The following is a 19,460-nucleotide window of genomic DNA, read 5'->3' as shown; positions in this document are numbered from 1 at the left end:
ATGGAATGATCAAGGCGCTTCTCTTCGACATGGACGGCACGCTCGTGGATATTTCGATGCAAACGTTTTTGCCACAGTACTTTGGCGCGCTGTCGAAAAAACTCGCGCATCTCGTCGCGCCGGAAAAATTGATCGTGCAATTGCACGCGTCTACCAAAGTGATGATGAATAATTCCGACCCGACCCGCATGCTGGTTGACGCATTCAGCGCGGACTTTTTTCCAAAACTGGGTCTGACGCGCGAGCAACTCGAACCGCTGTTCCACGATTTCTACGCGACCGAGTATCGCGCGCTGAGCACCTACGCGCGACGCGTGGCGGGCGTGCGCGAGGTATTGACGCGCGCGTTCGCCGCGACACGCAAGGTTGCGTTGGCGACAGGACCGTTCTTTCCGTTGACCGCGATCACGCAACGCTTGGAGTGGGGCGGCGTCGGCGATTTTCCGTACGCGCTTGTCACCAGTTACGAAACGATGCACACCTCCAAGCCACACGCGGCGTACTATCGCGAGATCGCGACGCAATTGGATGTGGCGCCGGAAGAATGTGTGATGATCGGAGACGATCCGCAAATGGATATGACGCCGGCGCGCCGCGCGGGGATGAAAACTTTTTGGATTACGAACGATGGACATTTGCCGACCGATGTGCCCGCGGATTGGCGCGGTACGCTAACGGACGTCGGCGCGTTACTCGAACGCGGCGAATTGGTGGGCTAGCATCACGGCTTTTCAAAAGTCGCTTGACTCACTTGCTAACCTAACCCCCCAACCCCCTTCCCTGTAAGGGAAGGGGGCAGGGGGGATGGGTCTGCAAATGACTTTTGAAAAACCGTGGGCTAGCATTCAACCCTGTTGACGCGCCGGGACATCGCGCGTAGAATGCCATTCAGCACAACCTTGCGAAGGTTTGAAGGTGTATTTTTCAAGTAATCGAATTTGTTGCCGTTGCGCGGTACCTCGGGCAAGTGATTGGTAACCTTCGCAAGGTTGGGTCGAGCGATTATGGTAGGATTATGAACGCGCCAGAACTCATCAAACGATACAATGCCGGCGAACGCGATTTTTCGAATGCCGATTTGCGCGGCGCGGATTTGCGCGAAGCGAATTTGCGCGGCGTGATTTTGCGCGGCGCGAACCTCGACAAGGCGAATCTCGGCTGGGCGAATTTCGAAGAAGCCGATTTGTCAGGCGCGAGTCTCAAAAATGCGAAACTGAACGCGGCGCATTTACGCGCAGCGAATTTCACCAACGCGGATGCGAGCGACGCGAATTTCAAAAGCGCGGGGCTGAAAAATGCCAACCTTACCGGCGCGATTCTGCGCGGCGCGGTGCTCGTCGGCGCGAAACTGCCCGGCGCGATTCTGCGCGGCGCGAATTTCTCCAAGAGTCACCTCGACGGCGCGGATTTCACCGGCGCGGACACGACCGATCTCGACATCACCTACGCCGAGTTGACGAATGTAACCGGGATGGTCATCGCGCAAGACAAAAAATCGTGGAAAGCCGTAGACAAGGACGGCGCGTAGTTGTCACCTGGCAATTTTTGTCCATATCTTGTATGCGCGCGCGTTTTGTGATAGAATAATCACAGTCCTCAAAGGTGAGGCAGTGTCCCGACACTGCTCCCACCAGGCACAATCGCACGCGACATTTTTTTCGTACACCGGGAGGCGGAATGGATAACATCGTCGGAGTGTTTCAACGGATTTGGCTTGGTCTCGTCATCGGACTGATCGTTGGACTTGGTCTCGGTTTGCTGTTCGGCTGGGTCGTGTGGCCCGTCAGTTGGACGCCCGGTTCCGATGATGTGGCGGCAGTCGCCGACTCGTTTGCGCTGAATGGCGATGTCCCCACCGCACAACGTCGTCTCGCCAATTTGCCTAAAGCCGATCAAGAACGGATCGTCAATCAACTGATTCAAGATCGGCAGAGACGCGGCTTGACGATTGAAGCCGATCGGTTGACGGCGTTTTCGCTCGCGATGGGTCTTTCAAAATCGCCAACTTCGAATGTGCCCACGCCAGCCCCAGGCGCGACACCGCGTCCGAGTACCCCGACCCCGACTGCGAGTGGATTCGATTTCGTTCCGATTCTCATTGCCGTTTTTGCGATTGGATTGGTCGCGTTGGCGGGCGTGCTCGTCTTTACGCGCGTGTTGCCGCAGTTGCGCGCGCGCCGCGCAACGCGCGCCCCGTCCGCCGCGCCGGTTGCTGAAGCCGCGGTCCCATCGCTCGGTATGCCCGAAGCGCCCGCCGCGCCGACAGTCGCGGCGGGAGGGCTGGGACGATTCGTGCCGTCGTATACGCTGGGCAACGATAACTATGACACGTCGTACAGTCTCGAAACGCCGCGCGGCGAATTTCTCGGCGAATGTGGGATGGGCATTTCGGAACGTCTGGGTGAGGGCAAGCCAGACAAGGTGACCGCGTTCGATCTGTGGTTGTTCGATAAAGCCGATGTCCGCACCGTGACCCAGATTTTGATGAGCGAGCACGCGTTCAAGGACCAAGCGTTGCGCGCGAAATTACAGACCAAGGGCGAAGCGGTGCTCGCGGAAAAAGGCAAAGTGATTCACCTGGAAACGCAATCGCTCGGCATCAGCGCGCACATCGTCGAGTTGATCTACGCGACGAATCCCAGTTTGCCGACGAACAGTCACTTTCAGAAATTGATTGTCGAGATTGTGCCGGAATTCAAGACCGGTGTCGCGCCGCGTTGAACGCGCGTCGCGCGCTATTTGTATCGCCCGCTGTGCCTCAGCGCAGTGGGCGATTTTATATTGAGAGAACGAATGCAAGATGACGTGATTCGCGCGCGGCACGCGCAAAAAATCACCGCGACGCTTTTTCTCGCGCAGAGTGTCGGTTCGGCGGGGTTCATCGCGGCATCAACGATCAATCCCATTGTCGGCGAGCAACTGAGCCGCCAACCTGCGCTCGCGGGATTGCCGAGCGCGGTGTATCTGCTCGGTAGCGCGCTAGCGGCGTTTGCGTGGGGCTACGCGATGGATGCCTGGGGACGGCGCGGCGGTCTCACGCTCGGCTTGATCCTGGGAATCATCGGTGCGGCAATCGCCGGCGGCGCGGTCATCGCAAACACATTCCCAGGTTTTCTCGCGGGCATGGTGTTGATGGGCGCGGCGAATGCCGCGCTGCAACTTGGACGATTTGCGGCGGCGGAAGTGCATTTGCCGGCGGATCGCGGCAAAGCGATTTCGAATGTCGTGCTCGGCGGAACCGTCGGCGCGGTGCTCGGTCCGTTGATGGTAGGACCGATGGGTGATGTCGCGCAATCGGTCGGCGCGGACAAGTTGAGCGGACCCTACGGCGCGAGTTTGGTCTTGTTTGCGTTTGGCGCAATGGCGATTTTCGCGTTTCTGCGTCCCGAGCCGCGCGACCTTGGTCGCGCGTTGGAGCGCTTGTACCCGCCCGCGACGACGCGCGCGCGCGCCGCGCGTTCGCTTGGCGAGATTGTGCGCGTGCCCGGTGTGTTCGTCGCGATGATCGCGATGGCGGGCGGGCAGTTGGCGATGGTGATGCTGATGGTGATTACGTCGTTGCACATGAAAAATCATCAGCACGCGCTTGGCGACATCGCGTTGGTGATCTCGTCGCACACGTTCGGGATGTTTGCGTTCTCGATTGTGTCGGGACGCTTGGCGGATCGGTGGGGGCGCGCGCCGGTTATCGCGTTGGGGAGCCTCGCCTTGATTCTCGCGTGTCTCGCCGCGCCGCTTTCGCCGGACGTATTTCCGATTTCCGTCGCGCTTTTTTTGTTGGGGCTGGGTTGGAATTTCGCGTTCGTCGGCGGCTCGACGTTGCTCGCGGATCAACTTTCACCGGACGAACGCGCGCGCACCCAGGGCTTTAACGATTTGATGATCGGCTTGGTCTCTGCGTTGGGAAGTTTGTCGAGTGGCTTGGTTTTTGCCGCGCTCGATTACGCGGCAATCGGCATGATTGGCGCAATCGTGTCGTTCGTGCCGCTCGCGTTTGCGGTGTGGTGGCGCGCGCAACCGTTAGCCAATTCTCTTGCCAAGCAAAAACCGAAGACAGAATCGTAGGGCAATTTTCCAAATTGCCAAGCAACGTCCACGTTTGGCGGAGGTAGCGTTATAAACGTTGAGAAAAAGATCTGAAATGACAGACCTTCGAGGTCTCCGAGACCTCGAAGGTCTTGACCGACGGTTTCCACAAGCGAATCGCAACATCTATCGCGTTAGGCAATTTGGAAAATTGCCCCACAAAATCCGCGTGCAAATCGTTCCTCAGGAGTTGAAATGAATCCTATCGTTCTGCTTCACAGTCGGCTTGCGATGACGGTCATATTGTTCGCGCTCGCGCTCGGCGTGTGGGGACTGGTGAATTATTTTCGCGGGCAGGGTGTCACATCCAGTTATTGGGGCGCGCTCGTCATCGGCGAAATCGTCGCGTTGGTTCAAGCGTTGCTGGGTGTGATCATGCTCGTGACTTTGCGCCCGCCGTCCGATCTGATTCACGTGTTGTACGGCGCGTTGGTGGGATTGGTGTGGCCCAGTGTTTACGTGTACACGCACGCGCGCACGGGACGCGTCGAGATGGGGATGTACGCGCTCGCGTCGCTCTTTATCTTTGGGCTGAGTTTGCGCGCGCTGACGACGGGCGGCTAATGAAATTCCATTTGTGGCGCGACGCGCTGTGCGAGCCAGCGTAGGGGCAGGAACAACGCGGTGAGTGTGAGCGTGTTGAGCAACGCGGTCGGCAATGTGACGCGTAATAGAAACGCGTCCCACGCGATCGGTTGCCCGGTGAAGGCGAGGATACTGAGAATGATGAGGTGTTGAATCAGCGTTGCGAGTACCGCGGCGATGGGCGGCGCGGCAAGATTACTTCGGAAAAAGACCAACTGACCCGCGCTCATCAACAATCCGATGAGTGTGAGCGACAAGGTATGCGCGCCAAATGGCAAGCCCGATATCAGATCGAGGAATAGACCGAGCGTGAATCCCCATTGCGCGGCTTGCCACGCCGGTCCGACCAAACCCCAGCCAATCACGAGCACAAGGGCAAGGTCGAGCGTAAAACCAAAGACCGGCACCAGTGGCAAGAGCGTCGCTTGGAGGACCGCGACGAGTAAGAGGAGTGGAATTAAAACCCAGTTTGACATACGCAGTTTGCCAAGCGAGCGACGAAGCGTTGAGCGAAATGTACCACGCGCATTTGCTTTTGTCAATTTCTCGTTAAAATTTTAAGAAAATTTCAAGGGTGCCTTGACACGATTTTTTAGCGTGTGCTATAATGCGCCCACTTTTGACGCCCCTAATACAAGCCACAGATAAACACAGATAAACACCGATTATTTCTATCTGCGTTTATCCGTGTTAATCTGTGGTCCATTGTCCGATGTTTAGTTGGGTTTGTCTCTACGGAAGGAGATTCGAAAGCATGGCCGATGCAAAGACTAGCGCGGCAATTGCAGCGCTGCCTCCGCTGACTCGGCGTGAATTTATCAATTACGCCTGGCTCGCCTCGCTCGGGTTTGTTTTTGTCGTGGGCTTTGGCGGCGCCACATTCTTCTTTTCATTTCCCCGTTTCAAAGTCGGCGAGTTCGGCGGAGTTTTTCCGCTCGGCAAAGCCGGCGATGCGCTCCCCAAACCGGACGATCCGCCGATTCACAATCGCGAAGGCAAATTTTGGTTGGCAAACGTGAACGGCGCGATTGTCGCGTTGTACGACGTGTGTGTGCACTTGGGCTGTCTCTACGAATGGCAACCGGTCTCGGGACGTTTTGAATGTCCCTGCCACGGTTCCAAGTACACGAAAGAGGGCACGTACATCGAAGGACCCGCCGGACGCAGTCTCGATCGGATGGCGATGACGTTTGTCAGCGCGAGCAACCAGGTGGTTGCCGCGACGAACGCGCAAGCGCAACCCGTCAAAATCCCGGCGGACCCGGAATTGAATGTGATCGTGGACACCGGCAAGGTAACACCAGGCGAGTCGCACGGTTGATCGCGCCATCGTGAAATCGCAGGAGACACGTTGCTATGTTTGAAGGAAACGGAAACGGACGCCGCAACCCGCTTACCGCCATCGCGGAACAGGTCTACACGCGTTTGCCGGTAGGCGCAAAAGAATCACTGAGAATCCTCGGCGCGTTGCGCTCGAAGGAAGGCCGCACAAACGTCTCGCAAGAAATGCGCGGCAAAGCGTGGGAGTTGGCGGACAATACGACGCGCGCAGTGTCCGCCGGCATGGGCATCGCGGATGTGCGCGCGCTCTTTCGCGGCGACCCGCCGGTCGAAAAACCGAACCCGCGCTATAAAGTGTTCACGAACGCGTTCTTCGCGCACATTCGCCCGCGCTATTACGAAAAATCCTCGACCAAGTTTACGCACACGTTCGGGCTGGGTTTTATGAGCGCGCTGACGTTCTTCGTCGAAGTGGTCACTGGCACGATCTTGATGGTCTTTTACATTCCCGAACAAGACCGCGCGTACCAATCCATGGTCAAGATCATTGCCGAAGTGCCGTTCGGTCAATTGATGCGCGACGTTCACCGCATCGGCGCGGAGTTGATGGTGATCTTTGTCGCGCTGCACATGTTGCGCGTGTATCTGACCGGCTCGTACAAACATCCGCGTCAATTCACCTGGGTCACCGGCGTGATTCTACTCATCGTCACGCTGGGTCTCTCGTACTCCGGTTACTTGCTGCCCTGGGATCAACTGGCGTACTGGGCGGTGACGATTGGCACAAGCATGGCGAAATCCGCGCCGCCGAAAGAGATCATGGGGTACATCTCCAACCTGCTTTTGCGCGGCGGCGACACAATCGGGCAAAATGGTTTGCTCCGCTTTTATCTCTTGCACGTGATCTTGTTCCCAGCCCTCGCGATTGTGTTCATCTCGGTGCACTATTATCGCGTTTCGCGTTTGCACGGCATCAGTTTGCCGGCGAGCGAGGAAGAATCGCCCGATCCGGCTGTGCGCAAAGCGGCGAAGGAACGGCTCGATTATTTACCGGATGTGTTGACGAAAGAATTGATGTGGATCGCGATTGCGGTGTTCGGCATGGTCGCGTTCGCGGCGTTCTCGTTCCACGCGCCGCTCGAACATCACGCCGATCCGTACCGCACGCCGCTGCACACGACCGCACCGTGGTACTTTCTCTGGATTCAAGGCATGTTGAAAGACCCGGTCGTCTTGCCGATTTTGCGCGCGCTGCGCGATTTCATCGGGATTGACCTCGTGCAATTCTACGATAGCCCGGCGGTGCAGGGCGTGATTTTTCCGACGGTGATTTTCGTCGTCATCTTTGCGATTCCGTACATTGACGAATGGTGGGAACGCTTCTGGGGTCGCACGCCGAGTCGCCAGGGCAAGAATCGCAAACTGGGTCTCAGCGTCGCGATCATCTCGCTCGTCTTGTTCGTCGTGTTCTCGTACTTTGGCACGCCGTACTTTGGCGTGTCCGCGCCGCCCGCCGTCGAAATCGGTCAAGAGTTCATTCCGGAAGAATGCGTGCTGCCGCCGATTCCACTCTTGCTGGATAACTGCGGCGAAGTTCGCCGACTTGGTTATGAGGGATTGCCGGTCGGCAGTTACGAATTGGCGCAACACGGCGCGCCGCCGGCGAACGCCGAAGAATTCGATCGAATGCTTGCGCGGATGCAGACCGCGGTCGCGCGCGAATCGCAACGCGGGAAAGAGACGAGCGGCAAGAGCGGCTTGGTGGACGCGCAGGGATTTTTCGTCGTCGAGGATTGGCAGATGCGGTTGAAAAAAGTAACGCTACGAATTACCTGGACGCCGCAAAGCGTCGCCGATGCCGGGGTGTACGAAAAGATCATCTACCTGCACAAGGAATCTGCGTACGAATAACGCGCCAAAGAGAAAACCATGTCCACTCAACTCAAAATCTTGGTCGGATTCATTTTTACCCTGCTCACGTGCGTGCCGCTCGCGGCGATTGCCGTGAACGATATGGGGCGCGATTTCAATCTTACCGCGTCGGACGCGCAGACGGTGATGCAAAAGCGCGAGGCGTCCTTGCAAGGACGCGAGATCGAAGTGGGCGCTGAATTGTATGGACAGTACTGCGCGGGCTGTCACGGCAACAAAGGCGAAGGTATCCCCACGCTTGCGCCGGCGATCAACCGCATGGATTTGCTCGATGGTCGGCGCGAAAAGGAAATCAGTTGGTCGGGTAGCATTCCGGCGTTTCTCAAGAACACGATTGCCGCCGGTCGCCCGGTTCCTTCGCGTCCCGATTTGTACTCGGCGCGTATGCCGACCTGGGGCAATCAGTACGGCGGACCGATGCGTCCCGATCAAGTGGATGCGCTCGTGGCGTTTGTGCTGAACTGGCGTGAGGATGCGCCCGAAGTGAATGCGTGGCCCCCCCCGCTCGCGACGGGACCGCGACCCAGCCCGACGCCCGGTCCTTCGCCGACGCCTGCGCCGGTCATTGCCGGCGTGAACCCCAAGTGCCAGAACATCAAACCGGAGTACGTCGGCAAAAAATCGCCGTACAAACCGGATGATCGCGCGGCGCTCGCCGCCGGCAAAACGACGTACGATAATTTGTGTGCGTCGTGTCACGGCACGCGTGGTCGCGGCGATGGACCGACCGCGGCGTCGCTGAACCCCAAGCCGGCGAATTTGGCGGACAAGGCGTTCATGCAAACGATCTCACCCGAATGCCATCTCTTTATGGTCTCCGAAGGTGTGGCGGGCACGGGAATGCCGCCGTGGAAATCGCTCGGCGAAGATGCGCTGTGGAAAGTGATTATCTACGAGCGTTCGTTCTCCGGTGTGCCGTAATCACGTGGCTGAAAAAAATCGCGATGAAAAAAAGGACTTGCCTCAACGGCAAGTCCTTTGCTTGTGGGATAGGCAATCCCAGTATAATGCGGAATGATGATAACGCGAAAATAAAAAGCCGCCGGACGATTTGTCCAACGGCTCGTTCACGCAGCTTGCCTCGGTCAGTAACCCGAATCGCACGAGTGCCCTTGCGATTTTGGCGCTGAGGTTGCGATCTCTTCCTCGGCATCGCTGCCGTATGGCACGCTCGAAGCGGGCATTGCTTGCACCGGCTCTTGGATCGTCGTATTACTCGTGGTGACGGCGATTGAGTTGGTCGCCGGCATGGTCGTGTTGGCTGTTGCCGTTGTCGCCAACGCGTTTGCCGTTAAAACAAAAATCCCCGCGCCGATCAGCAGAATGACCAACGCAAGGGCAACGAATATCACACGTCGCATAGATTCCTCCTTCAGAATCTTGTTTTACCGATGCGCGCCCATCGCGGCATCCTCTCCAAGGTAGTACGAGCATAAACGATTCATCGGCGTATGTCAATGAAATTTTCATCAAGAATTCGTATAAAGGAAAACCCCTACAGCGCCACGACTTTTCAAAAGTCGCTTGACTCACTTGCCAACCTAACCTCCAACCCCCTTCCCTATGAGGGAAGGGGGTTGGGGGATGGGTCTGCAAATGACTTTATAAAACCGTGCCACAGCACCGGGTTTTTTGCTTCGCCCGCCAAATCGTGTTACAATACGAACAAGCTTTGGCAAGCCGGTCGTTCTGCGTTAGTCTTGTTCCCTGCGCGCATGACGGCGTCGAGTATCCTCGCTCGACGAAAAGCGCCGACTGCCACGTTCAACCGAAACCCCATTGACCCGTCACGGGCGATGGTTTGCGATGACTCGCTGTGTCGCAAGGTGGTGCGTCGCAGAGCCGCGTGCACAGGAATGAATCGGCATGGTTGCCAGTTTAATCAAATCGGATGTGAACAGGTGTGGACGGCTTTCGACGTTGCACGCGACGCGTGCGGTCGAGTCGTCCGCTTTTTATTGAGCGATGCGGTGACCGGTCATCCTTGCGAAGGTTTGAAGGCGTAATTCTCTAGGAATCGAATTTGTTGTCGTCGCGCGTGTCCTCGGAAAAGTGGCTGGGAACCTTCGCAAGGATGGGCTGAGTAGATACGCGATGCGACACCTGGATAAAGTAACGGCGTTCATCACGCGGCATGACGGCGACGAAGTGCTTCTCTTTGAACATCCGTATGCCGGGATCCAAATTCCGGCGGGCACGGTCGAAGAGGGCGAACCGTTCGCACAAGCCGCGTTACGCGAGGCGCGCGAAGAATCCGGCTTGAACGAGTTGCACGTGTGCGCCTTTCTCGATACACAAGAGACACGATTGCCGGATCATCTGCCTTTCATTGCGCGGACAACAAGAGCGTACGCGCGTCCCGATGCGGCGAGCTTTAACTGGGTGCAATTCCGACGCGGCATTCAAGTGACCGCGCAGCGCCGCGCGAACGGATTCACGCAGGTGACGTATCAGGAATCGGACGACACGTTGAATCCGCAGTACATCACGTTTCACATCACGGCGTGGGTTGCGGACGACGCGCTCGCGGACACGCTCCGACGACATTTTTTTCATCTCGAATTTCGCGGCGCGTCGCCGGATCGTTGGCGCGTGCAGACGGACAATCATATGTTCACACCGTTCTGGGCGCGTTGCGACGCGCTGCCGCCGATCAATCCGCCGCAAGACGCGTGGCTCGATTTTTTGACGCGCATCAGGTAGCGCAAGTTTCTAACTTGCGATGTCTAGAGAAGAGGCATTGTGGCGACCTATTCGACGGAAAATCGGAATGGGCATTTGAGAACGACGGTGCACTTGGAACCGGGTGAGAAGGTTTCGCTGTGCCGCTGTTTCAAGTCGAAGGAATTTCCAATCTGCGACGGCACGCATAAACAAGAACCGAACTCGATCGGACCGGTCGTCGTGCAAGCGCCACTGTGTCCAGAGAAAGCGTAAACGATGATTGCGCTGTTCCGCGCGCTCGAAGGTATTCTGCTCCTCACGCTGGGACGCAAGTTGTTCTGGGTCTTTGTCGCGGCGATCGGATTTGAAGCGGGCGCGGTGTTTGCCGCGCGCGTGTTTCAACGCCAACCTGAGTGGCTGACGTTGCTCGTCGCGTTGAGCGTGGGCATCCTGGGCGCGGTGCTCGCGATTGTTCTACAGAATGTCGTCGTCGGCATTGCCGGGTTTGTCGCGGGCGGAGTCATCGCGGCAGGTGTTCTCGATTTGCTGAACCTCGACGCGACGCCGCTCCCGTTGATCGCGTTTGTCGTCGGCGGTGTGATTGGTGCGATATGGGTCGCGCTCTTGTTCGATTGGGCATTGATCGGTCTGTCGTCGCTCGCGGGCGCAATCACGTTGACGAACGTCCTGTTGCCGCGCGGCGCGATGGCGATCATCGCGATTGTTGTGTTGTTCGTCGTCGGTGTGATGATTCAGGTGGGTTGGTTGTGGAGAGAGAAGCGAGGCGCATCGTGAAAGTGCCCCATCCGATTCCATATCAAGGTAGTAAGCGAAACATCGCGAAGTACATTCTGCCGTTTTTCCCGCACGACATTGCGACACTAGTTGAGCCGTTCGCCGGTTCGGCGGCAATTTCGATTGCCGCGGCGTGTTATGGCAAGGCATCGCGTTTTCATCTGAACGATTTGAACAAACCGCTCATGACATTGTGGCATGAGATCATCAATAATCCACAGAACGTTGCCGAGGGGTACGCGCGTCTGTGGAAAGAGCAGCAAGGGAATGAGCGCAAGTATTACGATCAGGTTCGGGACGAGTTTAACCGCACAAAACGACCGGAGTATTTGCTCTATTTGCTCGCGCGATGCGTCAAGGCATCGGTGCGTTATAACCCAAAGGGTGAATTCAACCAGAGTCCGGATAACCGACGTCTGGGGCGCGAGCCGCGGAAGATGGCAGACGATATCTTTGCCGTATCGAACATCTTGCGCGGCAGAACCAAAATCACGAGCAAGGATTTCAAGGATGTTTTGCAGGCATCCACGCCAAGCGATTTGATCTACATGGATCCGCCGTACCAAGGTGTGTGTAGTAACGGCGACACGCGTTATTATGGCGGTGTGAGTTTCGATGAAATGATGCGTGAGCTAGAATTGCTGAATTGCCGTCAGATGTCATTCATTTTGAGTTATGATGGGCGAACCGGCGACAAGGCATTTGGCAAGCAACTTCCTCGCGAACTTGGATTATTGAGAATCGAAGTGGATGCGGGGCGTTCGACACAATCTACCCTCTTGGGTGGAGATGCAATTACGTACGAATCGGTGTACCTTTCAAAGGCGCTGGCTAAACGATTGGACCTTCATCCACGCGATCTAGTAAATCGAAGCAAGGCACGACCTGCAGCAGTGCAACTCGCATTTGTAACCAGCTAATCCAGAGAAAACCGAATGCCATTAAAATTGCCTAACAAGAAAATCCAGCAACAATTAGCATCCATCACGAACAAGCGCGCGCGAATTGTGATTGAGCACATTCTAAAGCGCGGGTTTGTTACGACGGAGGAATTGGAAAAGAAATCTGGGTACAATCACCCACCGAGAGCCGCACGTGATGTCCGCGAAGCGGGTATCCCATTGGAAACTTTTCGCGTTCGCTCCAGTGATGGTCGTTCGATTGCGGGTTATCGGTTTGGCGATCTCACTAAAATTCGTAAGGAACGACTGCAGGGCAGAAAAACGTTTCCCAAGAAATTGAAAGAGGAAATGTACGAGACAGGTAGCCACAAATGCGCGATTTGTGGCGGAGAATTCGAGTCGCGATATTTGCAGATAGATCATCGCGTCCCATACGAAGTGGCAGGTGACGATAAACCAGGTATATGGAATCCCCAGGATTTGATGTTGGTCTGCGGTTCTTGCAATCGCGCCAAGTCATGGTCTTGCGAGCACTGCGAAAACTGGAAGACCGGCAAAGCCGCCGATGTTTGTTTGAATTGTTACTGGGCAAGTCCAGAGCGTTACTTGCATGTAGCTCTACAAGAAATCAGGCGCACGGATATTTTGTGGAGAGGCAACGAGGTTCAAACCTACGAGCGATTGAAGCAAGCCGCGCAAGCAAATCAGTCTCCGATTCCTGAATACGTCAAGCGAATCATTGCCAAGCATATCGAGTAACGAAAGGACATTTTCATCCATCCATGAAATCATTCGACCTCTCTCGACTCAACGCGATCATCGTGCCGCTCGTCGCCGGCGGACTGGGCTTGCTTGTCGGCGCGGTGATGTTGCTCGCGCTCGGCGCGAATCCACTTGAAGCGTACGCGGCGATGGCGCAGGGCGCGTTCGGCAGTCCCAACGCGATTGCCGATACGCTCGTAAAAGCCGGACCGCTGCTCTTCGTCGGCATCGGCACCTGCATCGCATATCGGTGCGGCGTCATCAACATCGGCGGCGAAGGGCAACTCGTGATGGGCGCGCTCGGCGCAACCGCGGTCGCGCTCACGTTTCAAGATACGCCCGCGGTCTTGCTCGTCCCAGCCAGCTTGTTCGCCGGATTTCTCGGCGGCGCGTTTTGGGGCGGCATCGCCGGTGTGCTCAAAGTGAAATTCGGCGTCAACGAAGTGTTGAGCACAATCATGCTCAATTCGATTGCCGGATTTTTCCTGGTCTTTCTCCTCACCGGCGTTTTGATTGATCCGACGACCGCCGACAACGCGATCAAGATTCCGCAAACGCAGCGTCTGCCAAACGCGTCCGATCTCGCGCGCTGGGTGCCGACGCGTTTGCACGCGGGCATCGCGCTTGGTATCGTCATCGCGATCCTCGCGTACATTTTGTTGTGGCGCACGACGATTGGCTATCGCATCCGCGCGGTCGGGTTCAATCCGCGCGCGTCCAAGTACGCCGGGATTTCGGTGCAACGTTATCAACTACTCGCGTTCTTGTTGAGCGGCGCGCTCGCGGGACTGGGTGGCGCGGTCGAGTTGCTCGGCGTCACGCATCGCGTTTTCAGCGACGGCTCGGCGCACGGGTTTACCGGCAACGCCGGGTTCAACGGCATCGTCGCCGCGTTGTTCGGCTCGCTGCATCCGCTCGGCACGATTCCCGCGTCCATCTTGTTCGGCGCGCTACTCGTCGGCGCGAACAGTTTGCAACGCACGGTCCAGGTTCCCTCTGCGTTCGTCATCACGCTCGACGGATTGATCGTCGTGTTCGTCGTCGCGAGCCAAATCTGGGCGCAGCGCCGCAGTGTGAAACGCGTGGACGAAACGCGAGTCGCAATACCTAGCGCGGAAACATCCCAGTAATTTTCGATTGCCGATTTTCGATTTGCGACTGGAAACCCGGCAATCGAAAATTGCAAATCGAAAATCGAAAATGGAAACTCGATGATTAGCGATCTCTTTTCTCTTCACGTCCTCATCGGCATTCTCACTTCCGGCGTGCGCCTCGCGACCTCGTATCTCTACGCCGCGATTGGCGAAACGTTTGGGCAGATCAGCGGCGTGCTAAATCTCGGCGTCGAAGGAATTATGCTCGTCGCCGCGTATGCCGCGTACTACACCGTTTTGCAAACCGGCGATCCCTGGCTTGGACTGCTTGCCGCGCTCGTCGTCGGCTCGTTGATGGGCTTGGGCACGGCGTTCATCAGTGTCACGCTCAAAGCGGAACAAGGCATCAGCGGCATCGGCATTTATTTGTTCGGGCTTGGCTTGAGCGATTTGCTCTATCGCATCACGATCAAATCGCCGCAAACCGTCCAGGGTTTCACCGACATCAAAATTCCGGTGCTGACCGATTTGCCGATTGTCGGTCCAATTTTCTTCAATCAGAATTTGCTGGTCTACCTCGCGTTTGCGCTCGTGCCAATTGCTTGGTGGGTGCTGAACAAGACGACGTTCGGATTGAAGGTGCGCGCGGTCGGACAAAACCCGGAAGCCGCGGACACGCTCGGCATCAGCGTCGCGCGCGTGCGCTACATCACCGTCATCATCGGCGGCGCGTTCGCCGGTCTTTCTGGCGCCTCGCTCTCGATTGCGCTGCTGAATGTGTTTCAACAAAACATTACCAGCGGGCAAGGATTCATCGCGGTCGCGCTCGTGTACTTTGGCGCGTGGAAACCGTTTCGGGTGATGCTGGGTTGTTTGCTGTTCAGTATGGTCAACGCGTTGCAGTTGTGGATTCAAACGCTCGGCATTCCGATTCCCTCCGATCTCGCGTTGATGATGCCGTATATTTTGACGATCATCGCGTTGATGTTTGCGGCGCGCCAGGTGATCGCGCAACCCGCCGCGCTGACGAAACCGTTCGAGCGGGGAGAGTGAAAACGGAAGACAAACGGACAAGCGGATGGCAACGGATAAGTGGATGGAGACATCGCGCGGACTGTTGACAGTTGACTGCTGACTGTTGATAGTTGCCTGCTGACTGTTCACTGTTCACTGACGAGGAGGTGATGTTCCCAGGAACCAACTATCGCACTACCGAACTAGCGCACTAACGCACTAACCAACTATTTCCGGAGGAGAAGAAAAAATGAAACGACTGATTTTTGTTTTGCTGGTCATCGCGACGATTACGTTGGTCGCGTGCGCCGCGCCGCCGACCGAAGCGCCCAAGCCGACCGCGGTGCCGGCGAAACCGTTCCGCGTCGCGGTGATTATGCCGAGCGCGGCGAACGATCTCGCGTTCAGCCAGAGCATGGTAGACGCGTTGAAAAGAGTCCAAACCGAAATGGGTAAGGACAAGTTTGATTTCGTTTTCACCGATAACCTGGGCAACGTCCCGGATGCCGCCGCCGCGATTCGCGATTACGCCGGCAAGGGTTTTGACCTCGTGATCGCGCACGGTTCGCAATACGGCGCGTCGCTCGCGGACATCGCGCCCGATTTCCCCAAAGTCGCGTTTGCGTGGGGCACCGCCGTGGACACGTTCGCGGCAAAGGGCGTCAAGAACATTAACGCCTACACTGTGCAAGCCGATCAGGGCGGTTACGTGCTGGGTGTGATCGCCGCGAAACTGTCCAAGACCGGCGGTTTCGGTCTCATCGGACCCATTCCCGCAGGTGATGGCGCGTTGCACATCAACGGCTTTGAAGCCGGCGTCAAAGCGACCAACCCGAACGCCAAAATCGCCAAGACGTTCACGCAATCGTTCAGCGATGTCGCGTTGATGTCGCAAGCCGCGCAAACAATGATCGCGAACGGCGCGGATATGTTGACCGGCACGTCGCAAGCGGTCGTCGGCGCGATCGGCGTCGTGAAAGAAAAGAACGCCGCGTGGTTCGGCAATCAATCGTCGCAAGCATCGCTCGCGCCCAAGAACGTCGTCGCGACCCAGGTTTACGATTGGACGCCGTTCGTCAAGCAAATGATTGATAACACCAAAGCCGGCAAGCTGGGCGGCGAGGTGATGATCGGCACGCTCAAGAACAAGGTGCTCGTCGTCGAATACAACAAGGATTACACCTTGCCTGCCGATGTCAAGAAACTCGCGGACGATACCGTCCAGGGTTTGATTGACGGCAAGATTCAAACGGGCGTCAAGTAAGCACGAACACATTACCCTCAGTTCCCTCATTTCCTTCAAAGGGAAGCAAGGGAACTGAGGGAACTTTAGGAACTCTATGTCCACATCCCGACCGACTATTCAATCCGTCGAACTGCGCGGCATCACGAAACGTTTTCCCGGTGTGCTCGCGAATGATCGCGTGTCGTTCGACGTGCGCGCGGGCGAAATTCACGCATTGCTTGGCGAGAATGGCGCGGGCAAGTCCACGCTGATGAAAATTCTTTACGGTTTGTATAAACCGGACGAGGGCGAAGTTCTCATCAATGGCGCGCCAATCAAAATCAAATCGCCGACCGACGCGTTGCGGCAAGGCATCGGGATGGTGCACCAGCACTTTCAGCTCGTGCCGCCGTTCACCGTCGCGGAAAATATCGCGCTGGGGCTTGCCTCCTCGCGTGAACCGATGACCGACCTCGACAAGGTGAGTGCGCGTATCCGCGACCTGGCATCGCAGTACGGTTTGAATGTGGACCCGCACGCGCTCGTGTGGCAACTTGCGGTCGGGCAACAACAACGCGTCGAAATTCTCAAGGCGTTGTATCGCGACGCCGCGGTGTTGATTCTCGACGAACCGACCGCAGTACTGACGCCGCAAGAAGTGGATGAGTTGTTCGGCACGCTGAAAAAATTGACCGACACGGGGCACGCGCTCATCTTTATCAGCCACAAACTCCACGAGGTGATGCAGATTAGCCATCGCGTCACGGTCTTGCGCGATGGTCGCGTCGTCGGCACCGTCGCGACGAAGAACACGACGCAGAAAGAACTCGCGCGGATGATGGTCGGGCGCGATGTGGTGACCGCGTGGGACAAACCCCAGGTCACCGCGAACGCGAATGTGTTGCAGGTGCGCGGCTTGACCGCGTTGAGCGACAAGGGTTTGCCCGCCGTCAAGAATCTTGCGCTCGACGTGTGCGCCGGAGAAATCGTCGCCATTGCGGGCGTGTCCGGCAACGGTCAGCGTGAACTCGCCGAGACGATTGCCGGTTTGCGTCGCGCGGAGAACGGCACGGTTGTCGTCAACGGTCGCGATTTGACGAATCATGCGCCCGCCGAAATCATCGCGGCAAGCGTCGCGTTCATTCCCGAAGAACGAATGACGATGGGCGTGATTCGCGATTTCACCGTCCAGGAAAACGCGATTCTCGAAACGCACGCGGACGCGCCACTCGCACGCGCGACGTTTTTCGATTTCGGAAAAATCCAGGCGCACGCCGCGACACTCGTGCGCGAGTACGATGTGAAAACACCGACGCTCGATACGCCGGTCAAGGCATTGTCCGGCGGCAACATTCAGAAATTGATTATGGCGCGTGAACTCACGCGCCAACCGAAATTGCTCATCGCGGCGCAACCGACGCGTGGCGTGGACATTGGCGCGACCGAGTACATCCATAAGCGATTGATCGAACAGCGCAACCAGGGCACGGCGATTTTGCTGATTAGCGAAGACCTCGATGAGGTGCTCGCGTTGGCGGACCGCATCGCGGTGATGTACGAAGGCGAGATCGTCGGCATCGTTCCGCCGACCACACCCGTGGACGAGCTGGGTTTGATGATGGCGGGGGCGAAGAGGATGTCAAGTTAAAAGTTGCAAGTCAAAAGTTCAAAGTGAGAGTGTGGATTGCTGAATCCTGGGTGCGCGAAGCGTACCACGGTGAGATGCTTCTCGCGTCTGGGTGGGAAAGCCCTGGTTCCCAGACATCCTGCTGCGGTGGAGTAGCACGCTCAGCTACAAGGAAAGTCACGCCAGACTCAAAATCATTATTTTCAAGGAGCATCATGGAATACCTAGTTGCCATCGAAGGATTTGAAGGACAACATCTGTCATTGACTCCGCAAGGATTTTTCACAGGGTCTAAACTCTTAGTTGACGGTCAACCGGCGCCCAAAGGGAAGAAGAGAGGTCAGTTCATACTTCGCAGAAATGACGGCACCGAAATAGTGGCGCAAATTCATAGTGCGGTACTGGGGCTTGACCCTGTTCCACAACTTGTGGTCGATGGAAAGACGATCCACATCGCCGAACCGTTCAAATGGTATCAGTTACTATGGTCAGGAATTCCTATTCTCTTGCTTTTTATCGGCGGTGGGCTAGGGGCGTTATGCGGTGCAACTGCTTTTGCAATCAATGCGCGTATTTTTCGCTCGCAAAAGAGCGGTGCTGTGAAATACCTCATGACCGCAGCCGTGACAGTAGCATCGGCAGCTACGTTCTTCATTTTGGCTGTCATCGCAACCATCGTACTCAATCTCGTCTTTCGCAAGTAGATGCGTGTCTGGGAACACCTGACCACCGATCCGCCACCGTCGCGTAACTCGCGTATTGTGATGTTCCATTCGCGAGCCGGCACATTTCGCGTTGCGCGTTCTACCAAATTGGTGATAAAATTAGCTCACGGAGAATCCAATGAGTCCGCGTGTATTCAAGCAGGGTCAATTCGTTTTCTGGTTTCATAGTTACGACGCCCTGAATGAAGATCGTGCGAGCGTGCATATTGGCAAAGGATCGCAAAATGATGCTGGCGACCCGAAGATTTGGCTAGAACCTGAAATCGAAATTGCGCAAATCGGACACACGCTGGATTAAAAGGAGTTGAATGATGCGCTCAGAATCATCAAAAAGAATCGCACACGCTTACTCCAAGCGTGGCATGTACACAAACGTCAAGCGGGCTAGAACCGCCCAAGCCGTTTGGTACGATATTCCTTACCCGGCATCAGCATACACGTTTCCAAAAGAAGCACGAATTAAGACCGCGCGTTTCGATTCCGATTATGTGCACATTGAATTGACTGACGCACGCGTGCTTTCGATTCCGTTGCGCTGGATTCCATCGGTGTATCACGCCGCGGCAGAAGAGCGCGTCAAGTACGAAATCAGTCGTGACCAACAAATGATCGTGTGGAACCCGGACAAATGCGCCATCAACGACGAGCTACGCATCACCGATTACTTGGGTTCGACGAGCGAAGCACAAACAACCGCGAAAGAAACACTTGCGAATGCTACCGGACTTTCGCCTCGCCACCGACGGCGCGCCACCAAGACCTGAAACT

21 protein-coding genes are annotated in these 19,460 nt (G+C 56.5%); 19 read left to right on the top strand and 2 right to left on the bottom strand.

Going from position 1 to position 19,460, the window contains the following annotated elements:
- The first annotated feature begins 5 nt into the window (after positions 1-5).
- From HY868_09280 to HY868_09260, 5 genes are all read left to right on the top strand, one after another.
- Positions 6-719, top strand: a complete 714-nt coding sequence (locus HY868_09280) for an HAD family hydrolase (GenBank protein ID MBI5302318.1) — start codon at positions 6-8, stop codon at positions 717-719.
- 296 nt (positions 720-1,015) lie between these two features.
- Positions 1,016-1,528: a pentapeptide repeat-containing protein gene (locus HY868_09275; protein MBI5302317.1), complete on the top strand. Its 513-nt coding sequence runs from the start codon at positions 1,016-1,018 to the stop codon at positions 1,526-1,528.
- A 149-nt stretch (positions 1,529-1,677) separates the two neighbouring features.
- Positions 1,678-2,721, top strand: a complete 1,044-nt coding sequence (locus HY868_09270; protein MBI5302316.1) for a hypothetical protein — start codon at positions 1,678-1,680, stop codon at positions 2,719-2,721.
- A gap of 72 nt (positions 2,722-2,793) precedes the next feature.
- Positions 2,794-4,065, top strand: a complete 1,272-nt coding sequence (locus HY868_09265) for an MFS transporter (protein MBI5302315.1) — start codon at positions 2,794-2,796, stop codon at positions 4,063-4,065.
- Between the two features lie 216 nt (positions 4,066-4,281).
- The gene (locus tag HY868_09260) at positions 4,282-4,650 is read left to right on the top strand and encodes a hypothetical protein (protein ID MBI5302314.1); all 369 of its coding nucleotides are present in this window, start codon (positions 4,282-4,284) and stop codon (positions 4,648-4,650) included.
- On the opposite strand, the gene mreD is transcribed toward HY868_09260, so the two are convergent.
- Positions 4,647-5,147, bottom strand: coding sequence for a rod shape-determining protein MreD (mreD, locus tag HY868_09255; protein MBI5302313.1), 501 nt, complete (start codon positions 5,145-5,147; stop codon positions 4,647-4,649). The two genes, HY868_09260 and mreD, sit on opposite strands and share 4 nt — an antisense overlap.
- Positions 5,148-5,383: 236 nt before the next feature.
- Between mreD and HY868_09250 the strand changes: the two genes are divergently transcribed.
- The 3 genes from HY868_09250 to HY868_09240 are packed head-to-tail and all read left to right on the top strand — an operon-like array spanning position 5,384 to position 8,805.
- Positions 5,384-5,992 carry a Rieske 2Fe-2S domain-containing protein gene (locus tag HY868_09250; GenBank protein MBI5302312.1) on the top strand — a complete coding sequence of 203 codons (609 nt, stop codon included), beginning with the start codon at positions 5,384-5,386 and terminating at the stop codon, positions 5,990-5,992.
- Between the two features lie 35 nt (positions 5,993-6,027).
- A complete protein-coding gene (locus HY868_09245) occupies positions 6,028-7,863 on the top strand; it encodes a cytochrome b N-terminal domain-containing protein (GenBank protein ID MBI5302311.1) in 1,836 nt (611 codons plus the stop codon).
- Between the two features lie 18 nt (positions 7,864-7,881).
- The gene (locus HY868_09240) at positions 7,882-8,805 is read left to right on the top strand and encodes a c-type cytochrome (protein MBI5302310.1); all 924 of its coding nucleotides are present in this window, start codon (positions 7,882-7,884) and stop codon (positions 8,803-8,805) included.
- A 164-nt stretch (positions 8,806-8,969) separates the two neighbouring features.
- On the opposite strand, the gene HY868_09235 is transcribed toward HY868_09240, so the two are convergent.
- The gene (locus HY868_09235) at positions 8,970-9,245 is read right to left on the bottom strand and encodes a hypothetical protein (protein ID MBI5302309.1); all 276 of its coding nucleotides are present in this window, start codon (positions 9,243-9,245) and stop codon (positions 8,970-8,972) included.
- 733 nt (positions 9,246-9,978) lie between these two features.
- Here HY868_09235 and HY868_09230 point away from each other — a divergent pair.
- From HY868_09230 to HY868_09180, 11 genes are all read left to right on the top strand, one after another.
- Positions 9,979-10,587, top strand: coding sequence for an NUDIX domain-containing protein (locus HY868_09230; protein ID MBI5302308.1), 609 nt, complete (start codon positions 9,979-9,981; stop codon positions 10,585-10,587).
- Positions 10,588-10,626: 39 nt separating this feature from the next.
- The gene (locus HY868_09225; protein ID MBI5302307.1) at positions 10,627-10,821 is read left to right on the top strand and encodes a CDGSH iron-sulfur domain-containing protein; all 195 of its coding nucleotides are present in this window, start codon (positions 10,627-10,629) and stop codon (positions 10,819-10,821) included.
- A 3-nt stretch (positions 10,822-10,824) separates the two neighbouring features.
- The gene (locus HY868_09220) at positions 10,825-11,343 is read left to right on the top strand and encodes a DUF4203 domain-containing protein (protein MBI5302306.1); all 519 of its coding nucleotides are present in this window, start codon (positions 10,825-10,827) and stop codon (positions 11,341-11,343) included.
- Positions 11,340-12,263, top strand: coding sequence for a DNA adenine methylase (locus tag HY868_09215; GenBank protein MBI5302305.1), 924 nt, complete (start codon positions 11,340-11,342; stop codon positions 12,261-12,263). The genes HY868_09220 and HY868_09215 overlap by 4 nt, the downstream gene beginning before the upstream one ends.
- A 15-nt stretch (positions 12,264-12,278) precedes the next feature.
- Entirely contained in the window at positions 12,279-13,004 is a 726-nt protein-coding gene (locus HY868_09210; GenBank protein ID MBI5302304.1) for an HNH endonuclease, read from the top strand.
- Between the two features lie 23 nt (positions 13,005-13,027).
- Entirely contained in the window at positions 13,028-14,137 is a 1,110-nt protein-coding gene (locus tag HY868_09205; protein MBI5302303.1) for an ABC transporter permease, read from the top strand.
- Between the two features lie 81 nt (positions 14,138-14,218).
- Positions 14,219-15,154 carry an ABC transporter permease gene (locus tag HY868_09200; protein MBI5302302.1) on the top strand — a complete coding sequence of 312 codons (936 nt, stop codon included), beginning with the start codon at positions 14,219-14,221 and terminating at the stop codon, positions 15,152-15,154.
- A 211-nt stretch (positions 15,155-15,365) separates the two neighbouring features.
- The gene (locus HY868_09195) at positions 15,366-16,379 is read left to right on the top strand and encodes a BMP family protein (protein ID MBI5302301.1); all 1,014 of its coding nucleotides are present in this window, start codon (positions 15,366-15,368) and stop codon (positions 16,377-16,379) included.
- A 76-nt stretch (positions 16,380-16,455) separates the two neighbouring features.
- Complete coding sequence (locus tag HY868_09190) at positions 16,456-17,988, top strand: ABC transporter ATP-binding protein (protein ID MBI5302300.1); 1,533 nt, start codon at positions 16,456-16,458, stop codon at positions 17,986-17,988.
- 194 nt (positions 17,989-18,182) lie between these two features.
- Entirely contained in the window at positions 18,183-18,671 is a 489-nt protein-coding gene (locus HY868_09185; GenBank protein MBI5302299.1) for a hypothetical protein, read from the top strand.
- Positions 18,672-19,000: 329 nt separating this feature from the next.
- On the top strand, positions 19,001-19,456 hold the full coding sequence (locus HY868_09180; GenBank protein MBI5302298.1) for a DUF2442 domain-containing protein: 456 nt from the start codon (positions 19,001-19,003) through the stop codon (positions 19,454-19,456).
- Positions 19,457-19,460 lie beyond the last annotated feature (4 nt).

The sequence above is a fragment of the Chloroflexota bacterium genome (assembly GCA_016219275.1).
Classification (GTDB): domain Bacteria; phylum Chloroflexota; class Anaerolineae; order UBA4142; family UBA4142; genus JACRBM01.
The sequence above is the reverse complement of the archived record's forward strand: the minus strand, read 5'-3'. Positions and strand labels throughout refer to the sequence as shown.